This window comes from Rhizobium sp. CNPSo 3670, from assembly GCF_057784555.1.
In genome coordinates this window covers 225,394-247,025 of record NZ_JBXSOL010000002.1, presented here as the reverse complement: position 1 = coordinate 247,025, position 21,632 = coordinate 225,394, and the positions used below count along the sequence as shown (strand labels likewise).

The window sequence follows — 21,632 nt, the reverse complement described above, 5'->3', positions numbered from 1 at the left end:
GGCCGGACTGCTGCAGCCGAGGCGAGATAGTGAATGGGTACGGGAAAATTCATATTCTTGAGATCAGACGGAATTGGTACCCGCATCAACACACTCTCGATCGAACCCTTGAGCCGTGCACATCGAGCCTAAATCGAGATCGATCTTCGAAAAGCACGATGCGCGGGTTCAGAATATCGGCGCCCTTCGCGCGTCCGAAAGGCCGCGAGCCGCCCCAAGCCGTCAGCATCAACGATGCGCGCTGCGCAGCCGTGATGATTGCTTCTCGGCCTTCATTTTTTCCCTGAACCATTCGAGCGTCCGGGCCACGCCTTGCTCGTAACTGATCTTACACGACCACTCGGGCATGACGTAGTTCGCATTGCTGAGGTCCGGCCGCCGGTTGGTGGGATCCTGCGGGGGTGACGGCTCGAACACGATGGGCGCGCCGCCGACGAGGCGGGAGACATATTGCGCGACCTCGAGAACCGAAATCTCGCGATCGTTGCCGATATTCAGTGGCCCCTTATAGTCGGTTTGGTTTATCCAGAAATAGCGGGCGAAACCGTCGACGATATCGTCGACATAGCCCCAGCTGCGGGATTGCAGACCGTCGCCGAACACCGTGATCGGGCGGCCCGAAAGCGCCTGGGTGATGAAGTTGGAGACCGCCCGCCCATCGTCGGCGCGGGTTCTCGGGCCATAAATGTTGAAGGGACGGATGACCTTGACGTCGAGCCCCTGGGTGCGCTGCATCTCGAACAGCAGCGATTCCGTGCAGCGCTTGCTCTCGTCGTAGGACGAGCGTGGGCCGGTACAGTCGACCTGGCCCTTGTAGGATTCCGGCTGCGGCGAGACGAGCGGATCGCCATAGACTTCGGAAGACGAGGTAAAGCCGAAACGACCCCCCTTTTTCAGGAGATCGAGAAGCCGCATTGCCCCGAGAAGATTGGCGGAAATCGTCCGCTTCGGCTCCTTCATATACCAGGGCGGCGATGCGGGAGAGGCGAGATGGTAGATTTCGTCGAATTTATCGGAAGTCTGCAAGGTTTCGACATCCGATTTCACGAAGTGAAAACGCGGGTCTTTGATGTGTTCGATGTTTTCGAAAAGTCCGGTCCAAAGATTGTCGACAACAACGAGTTTCTGAACGTCAGTCCGAAGCAGAAGTCGATCGCACAGATGCGATCCGATGAAACCAGCTCCGCCCGAAATCAATACAGTTTTCATTTGCATTGCCCCTGATGACTTCAAGAAAGGTAGTTGTCTATTAGCATTCCCTATGAGGACTGGCAATTGCTTCAAGAAATTCTAGGAAATACTCGCGCATTAATCTTAATTATTAATTTGCATTACTCCCGGTAGTAGCGGCGCCCTGTGTACTGGGGGCGAGATTGCGGTCGTTGGACATGCGCCGCAGCCGGCTCGGCCACAGCATGTCCGGTCGCCAAGGGTCTATCACAAGGGCGCGGTCGCGCATCGGGCTAAAGTCGGACTCGAGACGAGCACGTTGATTCAGAGCGTTGCTCCGTGTGCTTCAAGGGTCCGACGGGTGAACAGCCGCTTTGGCGTTCGTCAGGCCGATTGCGCCCATTTCCGATCAGTCGGCCGTAAGTGCGGTCAATATTCGATAGGCCGCGGCAATCCGATCCTCGTTGGGATAGTTTTTATTAGCCAGAATTGCGATTCCAAGGCGCTCCTGCGGAATGAAGGCGACATAGGCGCCGAACCCGTTGGTCGAGCCGGTCTTGTTGATCCAGACGTCGTCATGCGGCATCATCGGCGGCCGCAGTTCAGAAACCGGAATGGTCTTCAGCATCGCGGGCGAATTGCCTTCGAGCAGGCTCGCCAGCGTGGCGGGATAGGCGTATTGCTCCCAGATCAGATCCTGGGTCATCTTCCCGACGTTGAAATATCCGGTATGGGTACTGGTAATCGCTTGCTGCAGTGTTCCGTCGAGCTTGACCAGGCCCATATTGGCGCCGACGAAGCGGATCATGTCGCCGGCCGTCGATCTCACGCCATAGGCTTCCGAGGAGAGCAGGGCCGGCGTCAGCCGCGCCGGCTCGCCATTGCGCTTATAACCTTGAGCATAATCGGCCAGCCGCGATTTCGGCACATTGATATAAGTGCTCTCTAATCCGAGAGCGGCGAACAGCTTGCCTTCCATAAGGGCGGCGAAATCGCCGCCCATGGCCTTCGCGGTGATATAGCCGAGCATGCCGATGCTCGGATTGGCGTAACTTCTCTGCGTCCCCGCCGCATAAGAGGGCTGCCAGGCGGCGAAATAGGAAAGCAGCTGCTTTTCGGTCTTGACGTCATCGGGCAGTTGCAGCGGAAATCCGCCGGCGGCATGGGTAGCGAGATTGATAAGCACGACATCGCCGAACGGCTTGCCCTTCATCGCCGGCAGATATGTACTCACCTTGCGGTCAAGCGAAAACCCGCCCTTCGCGTCAGCGTAAGATGCCAGCGTCGCAGTGAAAGTCTTGCTGATCGATCCGAGTTCGAACAGCGTCGTCGGCGCCACCGGCCGGCCGGTCTCCTTCGATTCGACGCCATAAGTGAAGACGTGTTGCTCTCCATCGACGGTGATGCCGACGGCAATGCCCGGGATGGCGTTCTTCTCCATGACCGGCTTGATCGCAGCGTCGGCGATCGCCCTCACTTTCGCGGCATCGGCGGCAAAGCCGCTTGCGCAAGTGAATGCCGAGATCAAAGCGGCCGATAAAATTCCCATCCCCACATTCTTCATATCAATCATCTCCAAATCGCCAGGTCGATGCAGCGCAAAAAATGCGCCGAGGAGGGGATTAGCTGCCCTGTTTTATGACCGCAAACGATGATATCTCGCAACAGCCACAAGAATTTCTAGGGCTCACATGGTTCGGCAATTCCTTCCCCTGAACGGCCTCAGGGCTTTCGAAGCCTCTGCGCGGCATCTGAGCTTCACCCGCGCTGCAATCGAGCTCTGCGTCACCCAGGCGGCCGTCAGCCAGCAGGTCAAGGGCCTGGAGAAGCGGTTGGGGGTGGCGCTGTTCCAGCGCCTTCCCCGCGGCTTGAAGATCACCGCGGAAGGCGAAGCGCTGCTGCCGACGGTCACCGCCTCCTTCGACCAGATGGCGACGACGCTCGACAGGATTGAGGCCGGGCAGGTGCGCGAACTCATGTTCCTCGGTGTCGTCGGAACCTTCGCCGTCGGCTGGCTCCTGCCGCGGCTTGCGGACTTCCAGCGCCGGCATCCCTTCATCGATCTGCGCATTTCCACCAACAACAACCGCGTCGATCCGGCGGCGGAAGGGCTCGATTTCGCCATCCGCTTCGGCAGCGGCTCATGGCACGGCACTGAGGCGCAGCGCCTGTTCGAAGCGCCGCTTTCGCCTCTTTGCACCCCGAAACTGGCCGATGATATCCGATCACCGGCAGACCTTGCCGGAGCGACGCTGCTTCGCAGCTACCGCACGGATGAGTGGAGCACTTGGTTTCAGGCCGCGGGCATCCAGCCGGCCGCCCAGGTCAATGCCGGCATCGTCTTCGATTCCTCCGTCGGCATGATGGAGGCGGCCCTCCAGGGGCTTGGCGTGGCGCTCGCCCCGCCCTCGATGTTTTCAAGGCACCTCTGCTCGGGCGCGATCGTGCAGCCTTTCGCCACCGCCATCTCGCTCGGAAGCTATTGGCTGACGCGCCTGCAGTCGCGGCCGGTCACGGCGGCCATGCGCGCTTTTTCCGACTGGATCTTTTCGGAGATCGAAAGGTAGTCCAGGGGAGCGCCCACCGGAATGGGCGCTCCGAACGCGGCGTCATTTCTGGATGCAGGTGTCGACCGTATCCTTGGTGCACTCGTCCAGCCCGGTAAAGACCGGATCATCGACCTTCTTGCCCGAGATCAGGTCCATCATCACAGTCGGCGCCTTGTAGCCCATTTCGAAAGGCCGCTGGCCGACGAGCGCGGTTACCAGGCCCTCCTTGGCGATCGCCACTTCGTCGCCGATGGTGTCGGCGGCGCCGATGACGAACTCGTTCTTGGCGATCTTGTCGGCCATCGGCTTGAACAGGTCGCGATAGGGCTGCGGAGCGCCGAACAGCGGCCAGCCGCCCATGATACCGAAGGCGTCGAGGTCGGGATTGGCGGCGAGGATGTCGGTCATCGCCTGCACGCCCTTGGCGCCGTCGTCATTGGTAAAGACCGGGCAGCCCGCCACCTCGGTCCAGCCACCTTCACCCTTAAGGGCGTCGAGTCCCTTCTTGCCGCTCAACGTGTCACGCATGCCCTGGGCGCGGCGCAGGATGTTGTCGGCGCCGGGATTGCCTTCGATGGTGCAGATCTTGCCGCCCTTCGGCTTGGCCTTCTTGATGTATTCGCCGATCCGCGCCCCCATCAGATAGTTGTCGGTGCCGAGATAGGTCTTGCGCAGCGCGGAATCTTCCGCGGCAAGATCGGCATCAAGGGTCATGACGGGCACGCTCGGATTGGCGGTCTTCAGCGTCTGGGCGATCAGCTTGGCGTTGGAGGGCGAAATGGCGATTGCCGCCGTATCGGCCTTGCCGAGCATGTCCTGGACAATCTGCGCCTCGCCGGCTTCATCCGAGGTCGATGCCGGGCCGGTATAGAAGCATTCATATTCGGCCGAAGCGTTTTCCTTGTTCCACTTCTGGCAACCCTGGTTGATCGCTTCGAAGAACGGGTTGTCGAGGCCCTTGACGACAATGACCAGCTGCTTCTTGGCGGCAAGGGCCTGACCGGCCGTCAACGCCAGGACTGCAGCTGTAAGCAATAATGCCTTCCTCATAGCTTCCTCCCATTAAAAAGGACGGGCGCTTCTGCACCCGCCGCGTTATCAACCTGGATACCAGACGACCCGAGGCTCCTCCTTCGAACGCTGGTAGTCCCAAGCCGAATTGATCAGCTTTTCCAGATCGTAGACCGGCTTCCAGTCCAGCAGATATCTGGCCTTGCTGTTGTCCATCCAGTTCGAGTGATATTCGCTCGGAATGTCGATGGAGCCGAGCCCGCGCGTGCGGGCGAGATAGGCGGCGACCTCGCCGTAATCGACCGGCCGATCCATCGCGATGTTGAAAAGCTGCCCCACGGCGCGCGGATTGTCGATCGCCGCCAGAATCGCTGAGACGAGATCGTCGACATGGACGAAATTGCGCTTCAGCGGCCGCCCGTCGGCATCGCGCAGCAGCGGCACAGTGCCGTCGCGCGCGTAACGCGCCGCATCGGCCGGCGGCACCAGGCTCTTCCAGTCCGGCCCGCCGAAGACATCGTCGCCGAAGGAGAGCGTATATTTGAAATCGTCCTTCTCCATGATCCAGGGCGCCCGCAGGCAGCAGCTGTTGATGCCATATTGGATGGCGAACTGCTCGAGCATCACCTCTTCCAGCACCTTGGAGAGCGCGTAACAGCCGGGATAGGCGCGATGCGGCGTCTTTTCGGTCACCGGCCCGTCGTGACGATAGAAGAAATGGCCGATGCCGGCATCGCCGCCGATGAGGATGAACTGCTTCGCCGTCGGGCTGGTGCGGAAGGCCTCGAGCAGCCAGAACAGGCCCTTGACGGTAACATCCATCACATCGTCGGGCGTTTCCTTGCAGGTGGCGAGATGCAGCACATGGGTGACACCCGCCATCGCCGCTGTCACGACGGCGCTGTCGGCGATCGAGCCTTTGATGACCTCGATACGATCGGTTTCTTCAAGCACACGATTGTGACACAGCGCGCGGATGCGCGCTTTGGAAAATCTTGGCTCGTCAAGCAGCTCAGTTATGAAGCGCCGCCCGACCTTGCCCGTAGCCCCGGTGACAAGGATCAGCATGCTCTCTCTCCCAGCAACAGCTAATATCTACCCGTTTCCGGCGTCAATCTGTATTTGCGCGGCGAAGTAGATTTTTGCTTTGGCAGGCGCTTGGCGCGGACAATTGATTGACCATTCTTCAGGCTTTTGCATAAATGAGCATAATCGCTTTCCGGGAGGAGATCGGCAAAGCGAGATCGAGGCGTCTGGCGGCCAGCAGGTCCGGACGGCAGGTCTGCGGCATCAGGGGAGGGTGGTCGGCTGGTAGCGGTTCTCGAGCTCACCAATATTTCTAAGCATTTCGGCGCCATCCAGGCGGTGAACGATGTGTCGTTTACGCTCGAAGCCGGCCAGGTCGTCGGTCTGATGGGCGACAACGGCGCGGGAAAGAGCACGCTGGTCAAGATGATCGCCGGCAACTTTCGGCCGAGCGAGGGCACGATGCGGCTCGACGGCAAGGAGATCGTCATGCACCGGCCGGTCGAGGCGCGCCAGCATGGCATCGAGATCGTCCATCAGGATCTGGCGCTCTGCAACAATCTGACGGCCGCCGCCAATGTCTTCCTCGGCCGGGAGCTCCGCCGCGGCATCGGTCCGTTCCGCGTGCTCGATTACAAGACGATGTACAGGCGCGCCGGCGAGATCTTCAAGGAGCTGAAATCGGAAACCCGCCCGCGTGACCTCGTCAAGCAGATGTCGGGCGGCCAGCGGCAGGCGGTGGCGATCGGTCGCACCATGCTGTCGGAAGCGAAGATCGTGCTGATGGACGAGCCAACCGCTGCGATTTCGGTCCGCCAGGTGGCGGAGGTCTTGAACCTGATCCGCGAGCTGCGTGATCGCGGCATCGCGGTCGTGCTGATCAGTCACCGCATGCCCGACGTCTTTACCGTCGCCGATCGGGTGATCGTCATGCGCCGCGGCCGGAAAGTCGCCGACAAATCGATTGCGGCGAGCTCGCCGGAGGAAGTGACGGGTCTCATAACAGGCGCCATCGAACAGGTTTGAGCGGCGTGGAACTGGGCAGAAAAGAAGGTCAGCAATGGCAGTTACCCTCGATCAGACGATTGCGCAGAGAGAGCGAAGCCGGCTTTCGGAGTTCGTCGGCAGTCAGACCTTCTGGGTGCTGATCGCCGTCATCCTCGCCTGCCTCTTCCTGTCCTTTGCTACGGATTCCTTTGCGACGGCGAAGAACCTCTACAACATCACCCGCAACGTCACCTTCGTCGCCATCATCGCGCTCGGCATGACGCTGGTCATCATCACCGGCGGCATCGACCTCTCCGTCGGCTCGGTGCTCTGCCTCTGCAGCATGGTGCTGGCTGTCACCATGCATGCCGGTTACGGCATCGAAATCGGCATAGCGGCCGCGATCGGCACGGCGCTTGTTGTCGGCGCTTTCAATGGCGTTATGATCGCCTATCTTGATTTCCCGCCCTTCGTGGTGACGCTCGGCATGCTGTCAGTGGCGCGCAGCCTCGCCATGGTCGCCTCCAACAACACCGTCGTTTTCCAGTTCGGTCCCGATCACGACAAGCTCCTGGCGCTCGGCGGCGGCGCCTGGTTTCTCGGCATCGCCAATCCTGTCCTCTACATGATCATTCTGGCGCTTCTGACCGGCTTCGTGCTGCGCTGGACGCGGTTCGGCCGCTATATCTTCGCCATCGGCGGCAATGAACACGCCGCGACACTGACCGGCGTTCCGGTGCGTCGCATCAAGGTCGTCGTCTACATGATCTCGGCGCTGTCGGCCGGCATTGCCGGCATCGTCCAGACCGGCTGGCTCGGCGCCGTCACCACCAATATCGGGGCCGGCATGGAACTGCAGGTCATCGCCGCCGCCGTCATTGGCGGCGCCAATCTCGCCGGCGGCGTCGGCACCGCCTTCGGCGCCCTGGTCGGTGCGGCTCTGATCGAAGTGATCCGCAACAGCCTCGGTCTGCTCGGCATCAACGCCTTCTGGCAGGGGACTTTTATCGGCGGCGCGATCGTGCTGGCGGTGCTGTTCGATCGGATCCGGAATTTCAGGCAGAGCGAATAGGCTGCGGTTCTTCGACAGCAGCATGCGTAAACAATGAACTGAAGCGCGAGCGGATCCGAAAGGCCTCGGCGCGCTTTGATGCTACCGCAACCTAGGCTGCCGGCGGGCGGTATCGGATCGACTTCGCTCTTTCCAGGGCCTGGATCGTGTCCTCGACTTCGAGCAGCACGGTGGTCTCGATCGAGCTGAGCGCGCCGCCGGCGCCGATCGCAAGCGTGACGGCCGCCATCGATACGTTGTCGGGCGCCTCCCACAAATTCCATCCGTCATGCTCGCCAAAGGCATACCAGAACCCATGGAGTTTGCCGCCCACGGATTCGATGTAGCTGCGTGCCGCCTCCCGGCGATCCTCAGGCTTTTCGATCATGTGCGCCCAGGTTTCGGGCGTATAGCTGAAGCGTGTGAGATACATGGCCATGGTCTGCTTCCTCCGCCGGAGCGATAGAGTAGACGCTCAAGCCGGAAGGAAGGCCAGTCACTCAATGTGCGTATTGGATGGAGGGTGTCGGTGGGCCGCCCGGCGGCGAAAAAGACGCCGCCGGAACCTGCGTGTTAGGCCTTAGGCCTCGATGATATAGACGATCGTCAGCGCATCGGGATCGACGATGACGATCCGGCCATCCGCAAGGATGAAGAAGCGATAGCCTTCATACTGCGGAACGATCTTGACGATGCGCTGCGGCAATGGTTCGAGCCGCACCTTCTTCGGGATTTTCACCCCGACGGAGACCGTGAAGTCCACTTCCTTCACCGGTGCGACATGGACCTCCTTCACCACCGAACGAATTTCAGTCTGCTGTTCGACCGAGATGTTGACGTTGGTGGTGTTCGAAGTCTGCTTGTTCGTTGTCGTGTTGTTGTTGACGTTGGTTTCCGACGAGCTCTTGTTTGTCGTCGTCGCATTCTGATCAGTCGACTGCTTGGTCGCGTCGCCGCTCTGCGTAGTGCTGCCTTTTGTGCCTGTGGTGGCCGAGCCGCTGGTATCGGTCGTGCCGGATTTGGCGGCGGGCTTCTGTTCGGTGGTGGTGGCGCCGCTGGCGTCCGGCGATGCGGGCTTGGTTTCCGTCGAAGCCTTGCTCGAGGTGCTTCCGCTCGTCGAACCGTTGTCGTTGGAAGGCTGTTCAGCGCTCCTTTTCATGTCGGCGCCCTGGCCGGATTTCTGCTGCGTCGTCTGGCCCTTGCCCTGCGGGCAGCCCCCGGAAGCATCGGGGGTGCAGTCGGTCTTGCCGGCCCCGGATTGCGAACCGGAATCCGTGCTCTGAGAACCGGACTGGGTCTGGCCGCTGCTCTTTGTGCTGTCCTGCTGGGCCGCGGCCGGCAGTGTCGCAAGCGGCGATACGCCGAGCGACAGCGCTGCCAGAAGCATGGTGAGATGGTTGCTTTTCATGATCATTCTCCGAAGTTCGAACAGGCGGTGCCGCCCGCATTCTCATGCGTGACATGCGCGCCCTGATTGTTGGAATGGCAGCTTTGCCGCCCGTCTGTCACTTGATGACCTGGATGACCGTCCGCGAGGAAGGTTCGACGATCACACGCTGATCGTTGACGATCGCATAGGCATATTTCGGATCGTCGGGCATTGGCGTCACGGCGACCGTCTCCGGCAGGGGCTGCCCGACGACGACCTTCTCCTTCACCACGACGTGTTCAGCCGGGGCGGGAGCCTGCTCGACATAGGTCACCACCTTTGGCGGCGGCGGATCGATGACGCTGCCTGCGACGCCGCCGACGATGCCGCCGACAGCAGCACCTACCGGGCCGCCGACGATCGCACCCGTCGCGGCGCCACCGACCGCACCTGTGACCGTCGACTGCTGCGCAAAGGCAGACGTCGATGCCAACAGGAGACCAGCGGCAATTCCTACTGCTTTGATATTCATCAATTTTCCTCCTTTTATGCGGTTGGTTCCGCTGGCGTACCAACCGGATAATGGAGGAACGGTTCCGGAGTTAGGACTTGAGGCCGGGGCTTAGCCGACCTTGGTCCCAGCCGCCCACCCCTCGCTACTGCGTGGAGAAACGGCTCAGCATCCGGTCGTGGACATTCTCCTCACCGACGATCATCGCCGCAAGCGCGATGGCTTTGTCGCGGTCGGCGGGCTTGGTAATATAGCCTTCAAGCAGCACGACAGGACCGAGCATCCTGACCTCGATAGCGCTGCTGTCGATGTCGGGATCAGCGGAAAGGGCTGCTTCGATTGTGGCGACGGTTGCTGCCGAACTGTGGCCTTGCGAAAAGCGCTCTTCGTGGTTGTTGTTATCGGGGCCGAACTTCATCTCCTCCTCCCGTTCCGCCCCTCCACGGACCTACAGGTTACATGACTCTGTTATATGAACAGCCGCCGCCGCCCTTCCAGTCCGACTTAGGTCCGGCTTTTCCCCTGCATCACCTGCCTTAGATGCTTCCCGTCCGATTGAAGGGACATCTCAGGAAGGTTTTGGTCTGTCGCGAAACACCGTCGAGACCTCCTGCCGAAGCGCCAACCTGCCGAACCCGGCGCCTGCGTTTCAGCGGATGGGGAAGGCTTCTTGTGAGGTGAAGGAACGAATGGCAATACAGACGGTCGGAATTGTAGACTGGCACACAAGCGAAGACTTCGCGCCTCTGATGCTTGTGATGGGCGGTCAGGAAAAACACAGGCTGGTCCGGTCGCTCGGTGAGGTCGCAGGCGCGCTTGTCGCCGCCTGGCCGACGGATGACGGCCGGGACTATATAGCGGCTGTAAAGACCTGCCTTGACGCGATCCAAGGCAATATTTCGCCCGATATGGCGCGCGCCGCCCTCATTCGCGCCGCGGAGGAAGCCGGAATACGGGTGATCGCGGTTGATCACTGAGACAGTGAGATGAGCCGGTGGCATGTGCACAATGCCGTTCGGGCCGCATGAAATGCTGGCGCCGCCGGTGATCATCGATTTACGCGTTGCCTTGCCGCTGTTCGCAATCGGATCTCAGAAAAGTCTCGAGGTAGTGTGGATCGCGCAGAGCATAGGGGTGCGCGCGGAGACAGGAGAGGCTCCCTCTGCGCGATCCGAAGCAAGAAACGCCGGCGGGCCGCAAGAGTTTCCGTACGATGCCGTACAGAGCAAAGTACTTCAGCAAAAAAAGCCCCGCTGGATTGCGGGGCTGCGAAGAGTTGGAAAGGACAAATGCGAAGTCGACTGAGCGACGATCACATCCACACTCTTAACTCACCGGCATTGAAGAAGTTCCTACGACTTATGATCTTGTTGATGCGGCTCAGAAGCGCTGAGCGAGTGATGATATATTTCAAACCTTGCGTTGATATTTAGTCGCTCTGTTGATCCGATCGGGAACGGAGAGAAGAGCATCTCTGCTATTGCCGTGTCGCCATTAGCTCTCCGCCATTGTACCCACAGCACCGGAGCAATTCTCTGACGCAAGCTTAGAAACGACTTCTGGCCCCTATGCATTTGTCGTTTTTCGGTGGTCAACCCTCCGGAAGTGACGAAAACCGGCTGGCGTCGAACGGGCCTGTGGCGGCGACCGGAACGGGGTTCTCGTCTGAAGCCGCGACATTCGCTTCGCGATGGACCGTGCGTGGGGAAAGGCGAGGCGCGCTCAATCCGATCGCCGCGCCGGGAGAACGCAGCGCCCATTGCATCAGCGCCGCTTCTGACGTCGATCCAAGGTAATCTGCTTCTTCCCAGGAAGCGGTCATCGGCAGAGAGGCGATCATGTCGGCGCCCTGCCTGGAGGTCTGCTGTGCAGCAACGACGGGATGGAAACGCGCGTGAGCCGGCAATGCGGGCAGGCGTCTCTCCGGAAGTGCTGCAATCGGGCCGATCGAGGCAGTCACCAGCCTGTCGTCCGCGCCCGCGTCCTGCGCCAGGGCGAGGGGGCGCATCGCCGGTATCGGAATCGGGAGAGATGAAGGATCGGGAGCGGAGCCTTTGTCATCTCGCTCGACCGCGCCGGTCTGCTGCGCCAGCGCGTTCAAGGCCCGGCTTTTCGGCGTCGGCAGCAGCGCGGTTACCAGCTTGCTGTCTGTGGCGCCGCCGCTTGGCGTGGTGGAGGCTCCCGCGTCTTCGTCTTCTCCGGCGGTGCTGGCGATCTCGATCGAGGTGGAGCTGACGCGTTTCCTGTAGTTCGCAACCGCCTGATTATATCCCGGCAGCGGCCGCCCATCGGCCGGAAGATGCATCGTTTTCCCGTTCGGGAATATGCGCGCGAGTTCCTGCCGGGACATGCGGGGCCAGGCCCGGACATTGCCGACGTCGAGATGCACGAAGGGGGATCCCGAGCTCGGATAATAGCCGACACCGCCGACCTGCATCTGCATGGCAATGGCACGCAGCGTCGCAAGCTTCACGCCGGGAATGTAGAAATCCATCGCCTTGCCCAGCATGTGCTGGCTCTTCTTGGCGACACCAGTGCTGCGCGAACGGTTGCGCAGCATGTTGTTGGTGGCAGGGGAACGATAGGCGGAGACGACGTGGATATAATCCTTGCCGCCGCTCTTCTTATACACCTCCCAGACCAGGTCGAGCAGCCGCGGATCCATCCGTGTCGGCTCATTCCTTCGCCAGTCGCGCAGAAACCGGTTGATCTGGGCAAGGCCCCTGGAATCGAACTTTCCATCCCGCTTGTAGGTGATCGTGGCCCTCTCGCCCGTGTGGGTGAAGAAAAGCTTCAGCGCCCGATCTTCCGCCGAGGCAAGGGATGCAGAACCGGCAAGTGCCGGCAGCGCAAACAAGGCCGGTAGAATGGTCTGCGCTGCAAAGCGTTTTGCACGTGAGAGCAGAGTGGCAATTCCGCCCAAGGCTCCGCCCGACAAACCTTGCAGTGAATACTTCAACACGAACAAACCCGTCTCACACCAAACACTCGACGACGGGCGGGAAATGCCGCATCCATCCGGCTCAGTAAAGCCAGCTTATGGTCAACAAATTGCTAACAGACGGATGCGCGAGCGAAGGCTCATTGAAACGGCCGCTGATTTTTGCTCTAGTTTCGGTGCGCGATCTTCATCGTCAGAACCCGTTCTAGCGATTTGCCGAGCTACGACAGGCGCAGAGCGAAGCCTGCTGGGGGGGTATCCACTTAAGGAGAATTGACAGCGATCCGAATTGCGGCTTTGCTTAATCAACCAAGCATTGCATAGGACAAATCATCGCTTGAGCAAACTTGCGAAGTACAGACACGGTCGAAAGCGGAAAGCATTCGAGCTTCAAGGCGGGCAATGCGGTATTTGCCAGGCCGAAATGGTTTTTCCCGGATTTTATAACAAGGATCGCAAACTCAACAGACTGGCCACGGTCCCAAACCTGGCCACATGGGATCACATCAAGCCCGCAAGCCAGGGCGGAAACAGTTGCCTCGAAAATCTTCATCTTGTTTGTTTCGCCTGCAATCAGAAGCGTCGGACCAAGAAGGCCAAGCCGACGTGGCTGTCTATCAAGGCTAGATTGATGCGAACTTTGGCGATGTAGCGGCGGGGGCCGTGCGGCCTGGGGCACGGGCCGTTTCCGGCGCCTCGCAGCCGCCATTCTAACGTAGATCACCTTACGGCCAATCGTGATCTCGCTCTCAATTTTAACGACTGTCATAATCCGAAAGGAACGACCGACCGGATAAATTCAATCGCAATATACGAGCAATATCGAGGATCGGATGCGACGGCTCCTGTTTGTTTCTTCGGCCACATCGCTATTAGCAGTTGCCATGCTAAACGTGTACCAATTGGTTCTAGGCTTCGAATCGATCTTTGGCTTGTTCCGCTCACCGTCAGAAGTCATCGCGCGAGGATTTGGCGAATTCTTGGTTTTTTGGTCGCTTGCACTCGTTATCGGATCTTCAGTGTTATTCGCTAGGCGAAAATCCAAGAGCCGAAATCGAGGCGTCGCCTCGTCAGTAGTTGCGACGTTCTTCGGCATAGTGGTTGCGCTGGTAGGTGTTCATCATCCTCGTCATCCCGCAGAATATGTAGCGCTTCGCGGAACCCTAGCTGGAGATCCTTTTTGAGCGCCTCATCATGCGCGACGGTGGCCTCCGTTGGCAATCCAACTCGCATTCAACCGTGCTGAAGCCGGAGCCTGAGTAAGGCCGCCGGCCGGGCACGGAAGGCAAAGATCCTCAGCAACGTCCGGTATGGGACGGAAGTGGAGGGCGCCTATCGTGTGCTTCTAGCTCGTGCGCGATGAGCACCATCTCAACGATGGTATACGAAGGTCCGGACACTAAGCTCACCGTCCTTTGTGTCGGAGCACCGCTTAATTCGATGGAGACGCGGGACCAGCGGCCGGCTGAGAACTAGCCGTTCGTTCGGCTTGGCTGGGGTGCGGCGGTACCAGGAAATCGAGCAGACCGTTGCTGCGTAGATCGGCGGTTTTCTTTTCCAGAATGTCACCAATCAAGGTCGTCAGAAATTCGGCTGTCATATGGTTCCAGTCTGTGATGAACGGAACACCCCTGCTGCTGGTGAGGCATTTCTCGTTGTCGTAATCGCAGTGAAGCTTGACGATATCGACGTAGGTGAACGGAAGACCGGAGGGGAAAAAGGGCAGTTGCTCTAAAGGCTGGTTGGCCGGCGGATAGCTCGCCGATCGCAGGCAGATAGAGGCATCGGATTTTCTCTGAAACATCAGCCCCAGGCACGAGTGCAATTCGTCGAGCTGGAAATAATTTCCGAACACGAAAACGCGCGCGTTATCCGAGTGGCTTTTCATCCAGGAAATAAGCTCGAACCTGAACGGGTTGACGGTGTATTCGAAAGGCCGAAGGCTCGTGAGGAAGATCGCTTTCGTTCGGCTGAGCAATGATTTGTCGTTGATATATTTTTCAAAGGGAATGCAGTATTTGTCGTAGATGCTGGCGCGCGAGGGGGCCTTCACACTATCGTTCTTGATCTCCACCATGCAGTTCAAATAGCTGAGCGCCACGACTTGATACCGGTCGGTATCGACGTAATTTTTCAGCGCAATCGACCAGTTTCTGGCGTGCGAGTCCCCAATGATGAAGATAACGGGCTTCTCAGCTTGAATGTTGTCGTTCAAGCTTAGAAAAGTGCTTTCGAGCCGTGCTTCGTTCGCCTGCGCGACAGGTGAATAGACTTCATCCAGCCTGTGAGGAAAACCGGCCATCGTGATTGCTGAAAGGACAACAGCTGCGATAGTTGCAACGGATGAGCTCAGGGTGATCCAGAGAGCGCGGCTTCTCCTGGTGTGGCGAAGCGGCTTTTCAATGACGACAAAGCTGATGACTGAGACCAGGACCGTCACTGCGATGGCGAGAAACTTGTTGCCGTTGCCGAAATCCAAGCTTGTCAGCCGCCAGAAGGCGAAGACCGGATAATGCCACAAATACAAGGAGTAGGACACCAACCCGGTGAGCGCCGCGGGCCGAGAAGCCAGCAGGCGCCCGGCTGCGTTCTCACGGCTGGCGAATGCGAGCACAAGGCAGGTCCCGACGACGGGGATCACAGTGACCCGGCCAGGGTGAACCGTATCCTTTCCAAACAAGATGAGTGAACCAAGAACGAGGATAAGCCCGGCCGCCGCGAGCAACGGCTGGGGGCGAGGCCGTCCACGCCTGAGCTCGTAATAGGCGAGCAGTGTTCCGGCCAGCAGTTCCCAGGCCCGGGTGAGCGGCGAATAGAAGGCCTGCTGCGGATCGTGCCGTACCGTGACGAAACAGAACACGAAGCTGAGGGCTGCCGCCACCAACACGCATGGCAAAAAGTTCGATTTCAAGTATCGGCGCACGATCAGCAACAAGATCGGAAAGGCGATATAAAACTGCTCTTCGACGCTCAACGACCAGGTGTGCAGAAAAGGCTTGAGAAGGGTATTGGGCTCCCCGTACTGCGCCGCGGTGAAATAGAAATAGATATTCGATCCAAACAGTAGCGATGATCCTACGGAGTTCGCGTAATCAGTGAGTTCCAACGGCAACAAGAAATAATAGGCGAAGGGCATCGTCGCGAAAATGACTGCGAACAATGCAGGCAGAATTCGCCGCGCACGACGGGCATAGAATTTCAGGAAATCGATACGTCCCGTTGCTTCGATTTCCGTCAACAGAATCTGGGAAATCAGGAGGCCGCTGATCACGAAAAACACATCGACGCCGATGTATCCGCCAGAAAGCAAGGTGTGGCCGGCAACCGTGAACTCAGCGTGATAAAGAATAACCGCGATCACCGATATGGCCCTTAGGCCATCAATCTCTGGTCTGTAAACCTTCAATGCCAGCGGCCTTCATATCGAGAGCGTACTTGGTCGCGCGTAAGATTGGCGCTTTTGGGGCTGCCTAACACAGAGATCTCGGAGGGAGAACAGTACGGCCCGATAAAAGATTTGCGGGCGGGGTCGATTTCAGTCGTTATTTTATGTGCTGTTGTAAATCAGCATTCAGGGGGCTCATTTGTTTTCCCGGTCGGCCCGCGCCAGCGGCGATGGAGTCTCTTACTTGAAAAGCGTGGCGGTCGCCGCCTGTTTTCAAGAAGTGCCGCGACGGTATACCTCCGGCGCGGCGCGGGGAATTGTGGGGATTGAAAGCCTTGGCGATCACGAATAACGTCAACGAAATCGAGGGTGATTTCACGCTTCCAATCCCCGCCGGGAGGTAAATGGCGTGTTTCTGGAGCAGGCGTCGCACTGTTATCGGGAGATCGTTTTCCAAGGATTCGCGGACATCTGGACGGGCTTGAGGCCCTGGCCGACCGGTCGCGTCGTCCGGTGCGCATGCAATTCAATTGCCGGAGCCAGTTACGGCGATGGTCGGCTTTAAACAATACCCTCAGAAGTTCGGGCTTTCCTCATAGCCTTCCAACTCAGGGCATCCCCTGATGTTGCCGAAACCGATCGTTCGCCGGTCGCCCGATTCATCCAGGCCTCTGAGCACGATGATATTCTCATCCTGCTGTATGATCTCGCTGCGATAGATGCCGGCCCGAAGCGCACGGTTTTTCGCCTGACTTATATTGCATTGCCCGGGCGGCGGGGTGACATGCCAATATCTCGTGCCTTGCCCATCCGACTGCCATCCGCCGGAAGCGGCAAATCCCGACGCGCTGGATAGCAGCATGGCAGACGACAATATCAGGCTGGCTAGAACCGGTTTCATGTAATCTCCGTAGGCCGTGGCGTTTCCGGGATCGCCACCGTCCATTTGTCCCTGTTGCAACGGACAAACCGTGTTTCGAATAGTGTCGCTATGGTAGGTGATTTACGCTAACACCGTGCTAACGCCGACTGCGGCCGCTGTTCGCCGATATTGAAAATAACGAGCGGATCGTAGCCGGAAATCAGAAAACGACTTGCCCGAAGTGCTCAGCATCGAGGCGCAACAAACGGGAGCCTTGTCTCTGGGTTCGCATCGACAGCCAAGGCGTCCAGTTCAACTGCCATCACTGCGGCTTCCAAGGAGGCGACTATTTTTGACGAACAAGCTATGGGGTTCACGTCGCAGCAGATCGACGGGTTCTTCTCGGCAGCGGCTTCTCTCTAACGGTCAGGGGTCAAATAGCCGGCGTGTATACCGTATCGAATGGCTATCAAAAAAGCGCCCCCGATGCCGACGGCGAGGAGAACTGCCATACGTGCTTCGGCCTTCAGCAATTTTAACTCCACAAAAAAACGAGGAAGGAGGCCTTCCGCGTGTTTTGGCAATGAACACTTTCGGTTTTGAGCGCGGGCTTAACGTAGGGGTGAGGCCATGAGCAAGCCAATTCTCCGCTACATCGCCTATCTGCCGGTAAATCTGGCGCTGGTGGGGCTGGCTTATCTCCTGTCGTCATTCCTGGCGGCCTGGTCGATGAAGCACGGCCCAGTTCTTCCCGGCCGCTGGCGCTGGTTCTCGACGCTGAACGCCGATCTGGACGGCGTTGAGGACACTGCTTCTGCCTTCACCGTCAAGCGCAACATTCCGCTGCTCTTTGGCTTCTACCTTCCTGAAACATATCGCCCGTCAGTATCGGGTAAGGGCATACTTGCGTGGATGGCAGACGTTAACAATCTCCGTGTGAGGACGATACGGCGGGCGGTACTCCACCAATAGCTCACCGCACTCGTAAAAGGTCTTCCTGACATATGCCTTTTTGGGGTGGTAAACGACATGGCGCGTAGCCGGTGGAGGGCGATAGCCCTCGATCATGTCAGCTGCAAAAACGGGCTGGCACAGGATAGCTGTGGCACTGACAGCTAGCGAAACGGCTAGTGCTCGAAACATATTTCCCTCCTTGATGGTGTTGAGGAGATATGGCGAAGGGCGAAGATGTCGAGTCTTGGCTACCGCACCTCCATGACATCATTTGATGCGCGGCCACGCTAAAACGCCAAGCCGCCTCCGGGCGGCATTTTCACACTAAAATCGGAGAACTCCCCATGCTCGTCCATAACTGGCGCGAGGTGCTTAAACGCGCCTGGTCGGTGCGCCTGCTTGCCTTTCTGCTCTTCATCATAGCTGTCGAGCCCGTCTATCTGTTCTTCGCTGCGGAATGGGTGGCGAAGGGCTTCTATGTCGGGCTCGGGATGTCGGCGCTTACCGGCATCATCGACGCCGCAGCCCTCGTGGCGCGGTTCTCGTTCAACAGAGACTCTCAGGGGATTTGAATGGCAAACCGCCTTCAGAAGGGTAGCCGGAAACGCCTTCGTGGTGGGCGTCAGGGCATGGGATGATACGGCAAAAGCCTTCGACATCTGGAACCTCGGTAACTGCGTCTCCCAGATTTCCGACTGGATAGGAACGACAAATCCATGGACCGCCCTTAGTGCCGCCACCACCTATTGCGCCGACGCGGATCTGGTCATCATCGACCTGACGATCAACAACGCGCTGTTATCGCCGTCATCCTATAACACCACCTATCCCACGCAGATGCAGTCCATCATCAACGCGGCCAAGGAGGAGGCGCCGACGTATTGCTGATGACCGGCAACCCGTCGCGCATCGACGTCATCGCCGACTCCCTGCAGCAGCAATTCCGCCAGGCGCTGCGGACCATTGCCACGACAAACGATCTGCCCATGATACCATCCCAACGAACTGCAATACACCGATCTGGGTAGCTTTGTAGCAAGCTCACTAAAGACTTGGGCTGTTTAGGGTACGCGGCAAGCGTTCCCACACCCTGCGGCAAACATGGCATGGCCTTCCCCCGAAAGACGAGAAATGACCACATCGAATGACGACATCATGCGCGCCCTTGTCGCCGGAGATCTGCGATACCGAGCTCGACGACGAAAACGACGAGGACGGCGGCGACACCGAGCCAAACGGGGATGAAGTCGACAGTAATTTCACCGAGGATGGATAAAAAACTTGAAGGCGCTGCTAGGCGTCGTCCATTGACGTCTAAAGACTTCCTATCGCCATTGGGGGAAAGAACGAGGGAACGACAAATTCCCCGCGAGGATTTGTTCTGAAGAACAGTAGGTTAGACCTATGGAAATGGCGCACCCGACAGGATTCGAACCTGTGACCTTTGGAATCGGAATCCAACACTCTATCCAGCTGAGCTACGGGTGCATGCCTGAGGCGGTTTGAATCGCCTGTCCGATGGGTGGTTCTTAGCCTAGCTTGCGGCCGGCTTCAATCGCGAAATTCTCGGAAATACCGATGCTTGCGATTTGACGGGCGTTTTTATCCGTCAGCCTGGGGAATGCCACATAAAAAACTCCGCCGGTCTTGCGAGCGGCGGAGCTTGGTTATCCAGGGCAGGGCGCTGGTGGCGTCAGATCTGCATGGCGCCGGGGCCGGGGATGGCTTTTGGGGGCACCTTGCCGAGGATGATCATGCCGAGCACCTCGTCCTTGGTCACATCCTCGGTGCGGGCGTGGCCCACCACCTGGCCGTTCTTCATCACCGAGACGCGGTCGGCGAGGTCGAAGACGTCGTGGATGTCGTGGCTGATGAGGAAGATGCCGATGCCTTCTTTCTTCAGCTGCTTGATCAGCTCGCCCACCTGCGCCGTCTCCTGGGGGCCGAGGGCCGCCGTCGGCTCGTCCATGATCAGGATGCGGGCGTTGAAGAGGATGGCGCGGGCGATCGCCACCGATTGCCGCTGGCCGCCCGAAAGCGCCTTCACCGGCTCCTTGAAGCGCTTGAAGTTGGGGTTCAACCGCCCCATCACCTGGCGGGCCGAGGCTTCCATCGCCACGTCGTCGAGCGTGCCCCAGCGGGTCTTCAGCTCGCGGCCGAGATAGAGGTTGGCGGCGGCGTCGACATTATCGGCCACGGCAAGCGTCTGGTAGATCGTCTCGATGCCGTATTTCTTGGCATCGCGCGGATTGCGGATCTCGGCCGGCTCGCCATTGATCAGGATCTCGCCGCCATCGCGCTTGTAGGCGCCGGAGAGAATCTTGATCAGCGTCGATTTTCCGGCGCCGTTGTGGCCGAGCAGGGCCACCACTTCGCCGGGGTAGAGATCGACCGAGGCGTTGTCCACGGCGTGGATGCCGCCGAAGGAGATCGAGATGTTTTTCAGTTCCACGAGGGGAGTGCGTTGATCAGCCATATCTGGAGCTCCTCTCACTTGGCACGGGCGCGGTAGACGGTGTCGAGCCAGACCGCCACGACAAGGACGGTGCCGACGACGACGCTCTGCAGCGGCGTGTCGACATGCGCCAGCACCATGCCGGATTGCAGAGACTGCATGACGAGCGCACCGAGCATGGCGCCGGCGATGGTGCCGGTGCCGCCTGCGAGCGACGTCCCGCCGATCACGGCGGCGGCGATGGTGTAGAGCTCGTCGAGCGTGCCTTGCGAGTTCGTCGCCGCATTGAGGCGGGCGGTGGAAATCGCCGCCGCAATGGCTGCGAGCACGCCCATCAGCGCGAAGATGCGCACCGTCACCCAACGTGTCTTGATGCCGGCGAGTTCGGCCGCTTCCGGGTTGCCGCCGATCGCGAAGACATAGCGGCCGAAGCGCAGGCGGGTGGCGATGAAGGTCATGATGATGCCGACGACGATGGCGATCAGCACCGGCACGGCGATGCCGTAGGGAATGTCGAGGCCGGTTTCCGGCCAGGGGATATTGTTGGTCTCGGCATATTTCTTGGCGATGTTAACGGGCCAGTAATAGCTGTTGGCGATCGAGACGGCGCCGAGGATCAGCACGCAGCTCAAGGTCGCCAGGAAATATTCCGCCCAGATCGGCCGGCGCGGAAAGCCGAAGCGGCGGCGCTGATGGCGCGAGCCGATGATGCTGGCGATGACGAAGAGGCAGGCGGCGATGCCGACGACCCAGCTCCAGGTGGCGCCGATCGAGCCCTCCGCGCCCCCGCCCATGATGCGGAAGGTCTGGTCCATGGGGGCAACCGTCTGGCCGCTGGTGACGAGCCAGGTCGCGCCGCGCCAGACGAGCAGGCCGCCGAGGGTGACGATGAAGGAGGGAACGTTGAGGAAGGCGATGATCATGCCCTGAAAGGTGCCGATCAGGCCGCCGGCGATGATGCCGATCAGCAGCGTGATCACCCAGGTGAAGGGGCTGTCGAAGCCGATATATTCCGGCAGGATCTTCGCCTGCGTCACGCCCATGATCATGCCGCAGAGGCCGAGCACGGAACCGACGGAAAGGTCGATGTTGCGGGTGACGATGATCAGCACCATGCCCGTCGTCATGATCGCGATGTCGGTCGTCTGGACCGAGAGGTTCCAGAGATTGCGCGGGGTCAGGAACAGGCCGCCGGTGATGATGTGGAAACCGATCCAGATGATGACGAGCGCGCCGATCATGCCGAGCAGGCGGGTGTCGATCTCGGTCGCGCGGAAGAAGCGGGTCACCGGATTGGCTTCCGCCGTTCGCGGCCCGCTTGAAGTCGTTGATTTTAGCATGTCGGCCATGGGTTTGCCGTT

At 59.4% G+C, this 21,632-nt stretch carries 22 protein-coding genes, 1 tRNA gene and 1 pseudogene; 9 read left to right on the top strand and 15 right to left on the bottom strand.

The features are described 5' to 3' along the window. Positions 1-228 precede the first annotated feature (228 nt). Entirely contained in the window at positions 229-1,209 is a 981-nt protein-coding gene (locus tag AC13QO_RS02880; RefSeq protein ID WP_488539864.1) for an NAD-dependent epimerase/dehydratase family protein, read from the bottom strand. 370 nt (positions 1,210-1,579) lie between these two features. Continuing rightward, on the bottom strand, positions 1,580-2,734 hold the full coding sequence (gene ampC, locus AC13QO_RS02875) for a class C beta-lactamase (RefSeq protein WP_488539863.1): 1,155 nt from the start codon (positions 2,732-2,734) through the stop codon (positions 1,580-1,582). A 127-nt stretch (positions 2,735-2,861) separates the two neighbouring features. Between ampC and AC13QO_RS02870 the strand changes: the two genes are divergently transcribed. Continuing rightward, on the top strand, positions 2,862-3,737 hold the full coding sequence (locus tag AC13QO_RS02870) for a LysR family transcriptional regulator (RefSeq protein ID WP_285195606.1): 876 nt from the start codon (positions 2,862-2,864) through the stop codon (positions 3,735-3,737). 42 nt (positions 3,738-3,779) lie between these two features. Here the strand turns inward: AC13QO_RS02870 and AC13QO_RS02865 are convergent, their stop codons facing one another. Together AC13QO_RS02865 and AC13QO_RS02860 are read right to left on the bottom strand one after the other, a co-directional pair. Next, positions 3,780-4,769 carry a sugar-binding protein gene (locus tag AC13QO_RS02865; RefSeq protein ID WP_085779087.1) on the bottom strand — a complete coding sequence of 330 codons (990 nt, stop codon included), beginning with the start codon at positions 4,767-4,769 and terminating at the stop codon, positions 3,780-3,782. 48 nt (positions 4,770-4,817) lie between these two features. Further along, entirely contained in the window at positions 4,818-5,798 is a 981-nt protein-coding gene (locus AC13QO_RS02860) for an NAD-dependent epimerase/dehydratase family protein (protein WP_488539862.1), read from the bottom strand. A gap of 306 nt (positions 5,799-6,104) precedes the next feature. On the opposite strand from AC13QO_RS02860, the gene AC13QO_RS02855 reads away from it, so the two are divergent. Then, positions 6,105-6,782: an ATP-binding cassette domain-containing protein gene (locus AC13QO_RS02855; protein WP_245362101.1), complete on the top strand. Its 678-nt coding sequence runs from the start codon at positions 6,105-6,107 to the stop codon at positions 6,780-6,782. A gap of 34 nt (positions 6,783-6,816) precedes the next feature. Further along, the gene (locus AC13QO_RS02850; protein WP_488539861.1) at positions 6,817-7,815 is read left to right on the top strand and encodes an ABC transporter permease; all 999 of its coding nucleotides are present in this window, start codon (positions 6,817-6,819) and stop codon (positions 7,813-7,815) included. Positions 7,816-7,906: 91 nt separating this feature from the next. On the opposite strand, the gene AC13QO_RS02845 is transcribed toward AC13QO_RS02850, so the two are convergent. The 4 genes from AC13QO_RS02845 to AC13QO_RS02830 form a co-directional block, all read right to left on the bottom strand. Then, a complete protein-coding gene (locus tag AC13QO_RS02845; RefSeq protein WP_488539860.1) occupies positions 7,907-8,233 on the bottom strand; it encodes a GYD domain-containing protein in 327 nt (108 codons plus the stop codon). Positions 8,234-8,374: 141 nt separating this feature from the next. Next, the gene (locus AC13QO_RS02840; protein WP_488539859.1) at positions 8,375-9,202 is read right to left on the bottom strand and encodes a DUF1236 domain-containing protein; all 828 of its coding nucleotides are present in this window, start codon (positions 9,200-9,202) and stop codon (positions 8,375-8,377) included. Positions 9,203-9,299: 97 nt separating this feature from the next. Then, complete coding sequence (locus AC13QO_RS02835) at positions 9,300-9,695, bottom strand: DUF1236 domain-containing protein (RefSeq protein WP_488539858.1); 396 nt, start codon at positions 9,693-9,695, stop codon at positions 9,300-9,302. A 124-nt stretch (positions 9,696-9,819) separates the two neighbouring features. Then, positions 9,820-10,092 (bottom strand): BON domain-containing protein, encoded by a 273-nt coding sequence (locus tag AC13QO_RS02830; RefSeq protein ID WP_085779081.1) that lies wholly within the window; start codon positions 10,090-10,092, stop codon positions 9,820-9,822. A gap of 277 nt (positions 10,093-10,369) precedes the next feature. On the opposite strand from AC13QO_RS02830, the gene AC13QO_RS02825 reads away from it, so the two are divergent. Then, the gene (locus AC13QO_RS02825) at positions 10,370-10,651 is read left to right on the top strand and encodes a DUF982 domain-containing protein (protein WP_488539895.1); all 282 of its coding nucleotides are present in this window, start codon (positions 10,370-10,372) and stop codon (positions 10,649-10,651) included. Positions 10,652-11,265: 614 nt separating this feature from the next. Here the strand turns inward: AC13QO_RS02825 and AC13QO_RS02820 are convergent. Further along, entirely contained in the window at positions 11,266-12,636 is a 1,371-nt protein-coding gene (locus AC13QO_RS02820; protein ID WP_488539857.1) for a peptidoglycan L,D-endopeptidase MepK, read from the bottom strand. A gap of 280 nt (positions 12,637-12,916) precedes the next feature. Next, positions 12,917-13,168: a hypothetical protein gene (locus AC13QO_RS02815; RefSeq protein WP_488539901.1), complete on the bottom strand. Its 252-nt coding sequence runs from the start codon at positions 13,166-13,168 to the stop codon at positions 12,917-12,919. On the opposite strand from AC13QO_RS02815, the gene AC13QO_RS02810 reads away from it, so the two are divergent. Further along, positions 13,085-13,267 carry an HNH endonuclease gene (locus tag AC13QO_RS02810; protein ID WP_488539894.1) on the top strand — a complete coding sequence of 61 codons (183 nt, stop codon included), beginning with the start codon at positions 13,085-13,087 and terminating at the stop codon, positions 13,265-13,267. The genes AC13QO_RS02815 and AC13QO_RS02810 overlap by 84 nt on opposite strands. Positions 13,268-14,047: 780 nt before the next feature. Here the strand turns inward: AC13QO_RS02810 and AC13QO_RS02805 are convergent. Then, positions 14,048-16,021 carry an acyltransferase family protein gene (locus AC13QO_RS02805; protein WP_488539856.1) on the bottom strand — a complete coding sequence of 658 codons (1,974 nt, stop codon included), beginning with the start codon at positions 16,019-16,021 and terminating at the stop codon, positions 14,048-14,050. 553 nt (positions 16,022-16,574) lie between these two features. Next, positions 16,575-16,901 carry a hypothetical protein gene (locus AC13QO_RS02800; protein ID WP_285195613.1) on the bottom strand — a complete coding sequence of 109 codons (327 nt, stop codon included), beginning with the start codon at positions 16,899-16,901 and terminating at the stop codon, positions 16,575-16,577. Between the two features lie 591 nt (positions 16,902-17,492). On the opposite strand from AC13QO_RS02800, the gene AC13QO_RS02795 reads away from it, so the two are divergent. The 4 genes and pseudogenes from AC13QO_RS02795 to AC13QO_RS02780 all read left to right on the top strand — a co-directional run bounded on the left by AC13QO_RS02795 (position 17,493) and on the right by AC13QO_RS02780 (position 19,092). Further along, positions 17,493-17,834 (top strand): DUF7338 family protein, encoded by a 342-nt coding sequence (locus AC13QO_RS02795; protein ID WP_285195614.1) that lies wholly within the window; start codon positions 17,493-17,495, stop codon positions 17,832-17,834. Between the two features lie 326 nt (positions 17,835-18,160). Beyond that, a pseudogene (locus AC13QO_RS02790) lies at positions 18,161-18,414 on the top strand (DUF7940 domain-containing protein). Positions 18,415-18,428: 14 nt separating this feature from the next. Then, positions 18,429-18,704: a hypothetical protein gene (locus AC13QO_RS02785; RefSeq protein WP_285195615.1), complete on the top strand. Its 276-nt coding sequence runs from the start codon at positions 18,429-18,431 to the stop codon at positions 18,702-18,704. A gap of 256 nt (positions 18,705-18,960) precedes the next feature. Then, the gene (locus AC13QO_RS02780) at positions 18,961-19,092 is read left to right on the top strand and encodes a hypothetical protein (RefSeq protein WP_285195616.1); all 132 of its coding nucleotides are present in this window, start codon (positions 18,961-18,963) and stop codon (positions 19,090-19,092) included. Between the two features lie 135 nt (positions 19,093-19,227). Here the strand turns inward: AC13QO_RS02780 and AC13QO_RS02775 are convergent. From AC13QO_RS02775 to AC13QO_RS02765, 3 genes are all read right to left on the bottom strand, one after another. Further along, positions 19,228-19,304: transfer RNA gene (locus tag AC13QO_RS02775), tRNA-Arg, on the bottom strand. 205 nt (positions 19,305-19,509) lie between these two features. Continuing rightward, positions 19,510-20,292, bottom strand: a complete 783-nt coding sequence (locus AC13QO_RS02770; RefSeq protein ID WP_088393066.1) for an ATP-binding cassette domain-containing protein — start codon at positions 20,290-20,292, stop codon at positions 19,510-19,512. 14 nt (positions 20,293-20,306) lie between these two features. Further along, entirely contained in the window at positions 20,307-21,620 is a 1,314-nt protein-coding gene (locus tag AC13QO_RS02765; RefSeq protein WP_085779056.1) for a sugar ABC transporter permease, read from the bottom strand. Positions 21,621-21,632 lie beyond the last annotated feature (12 nt).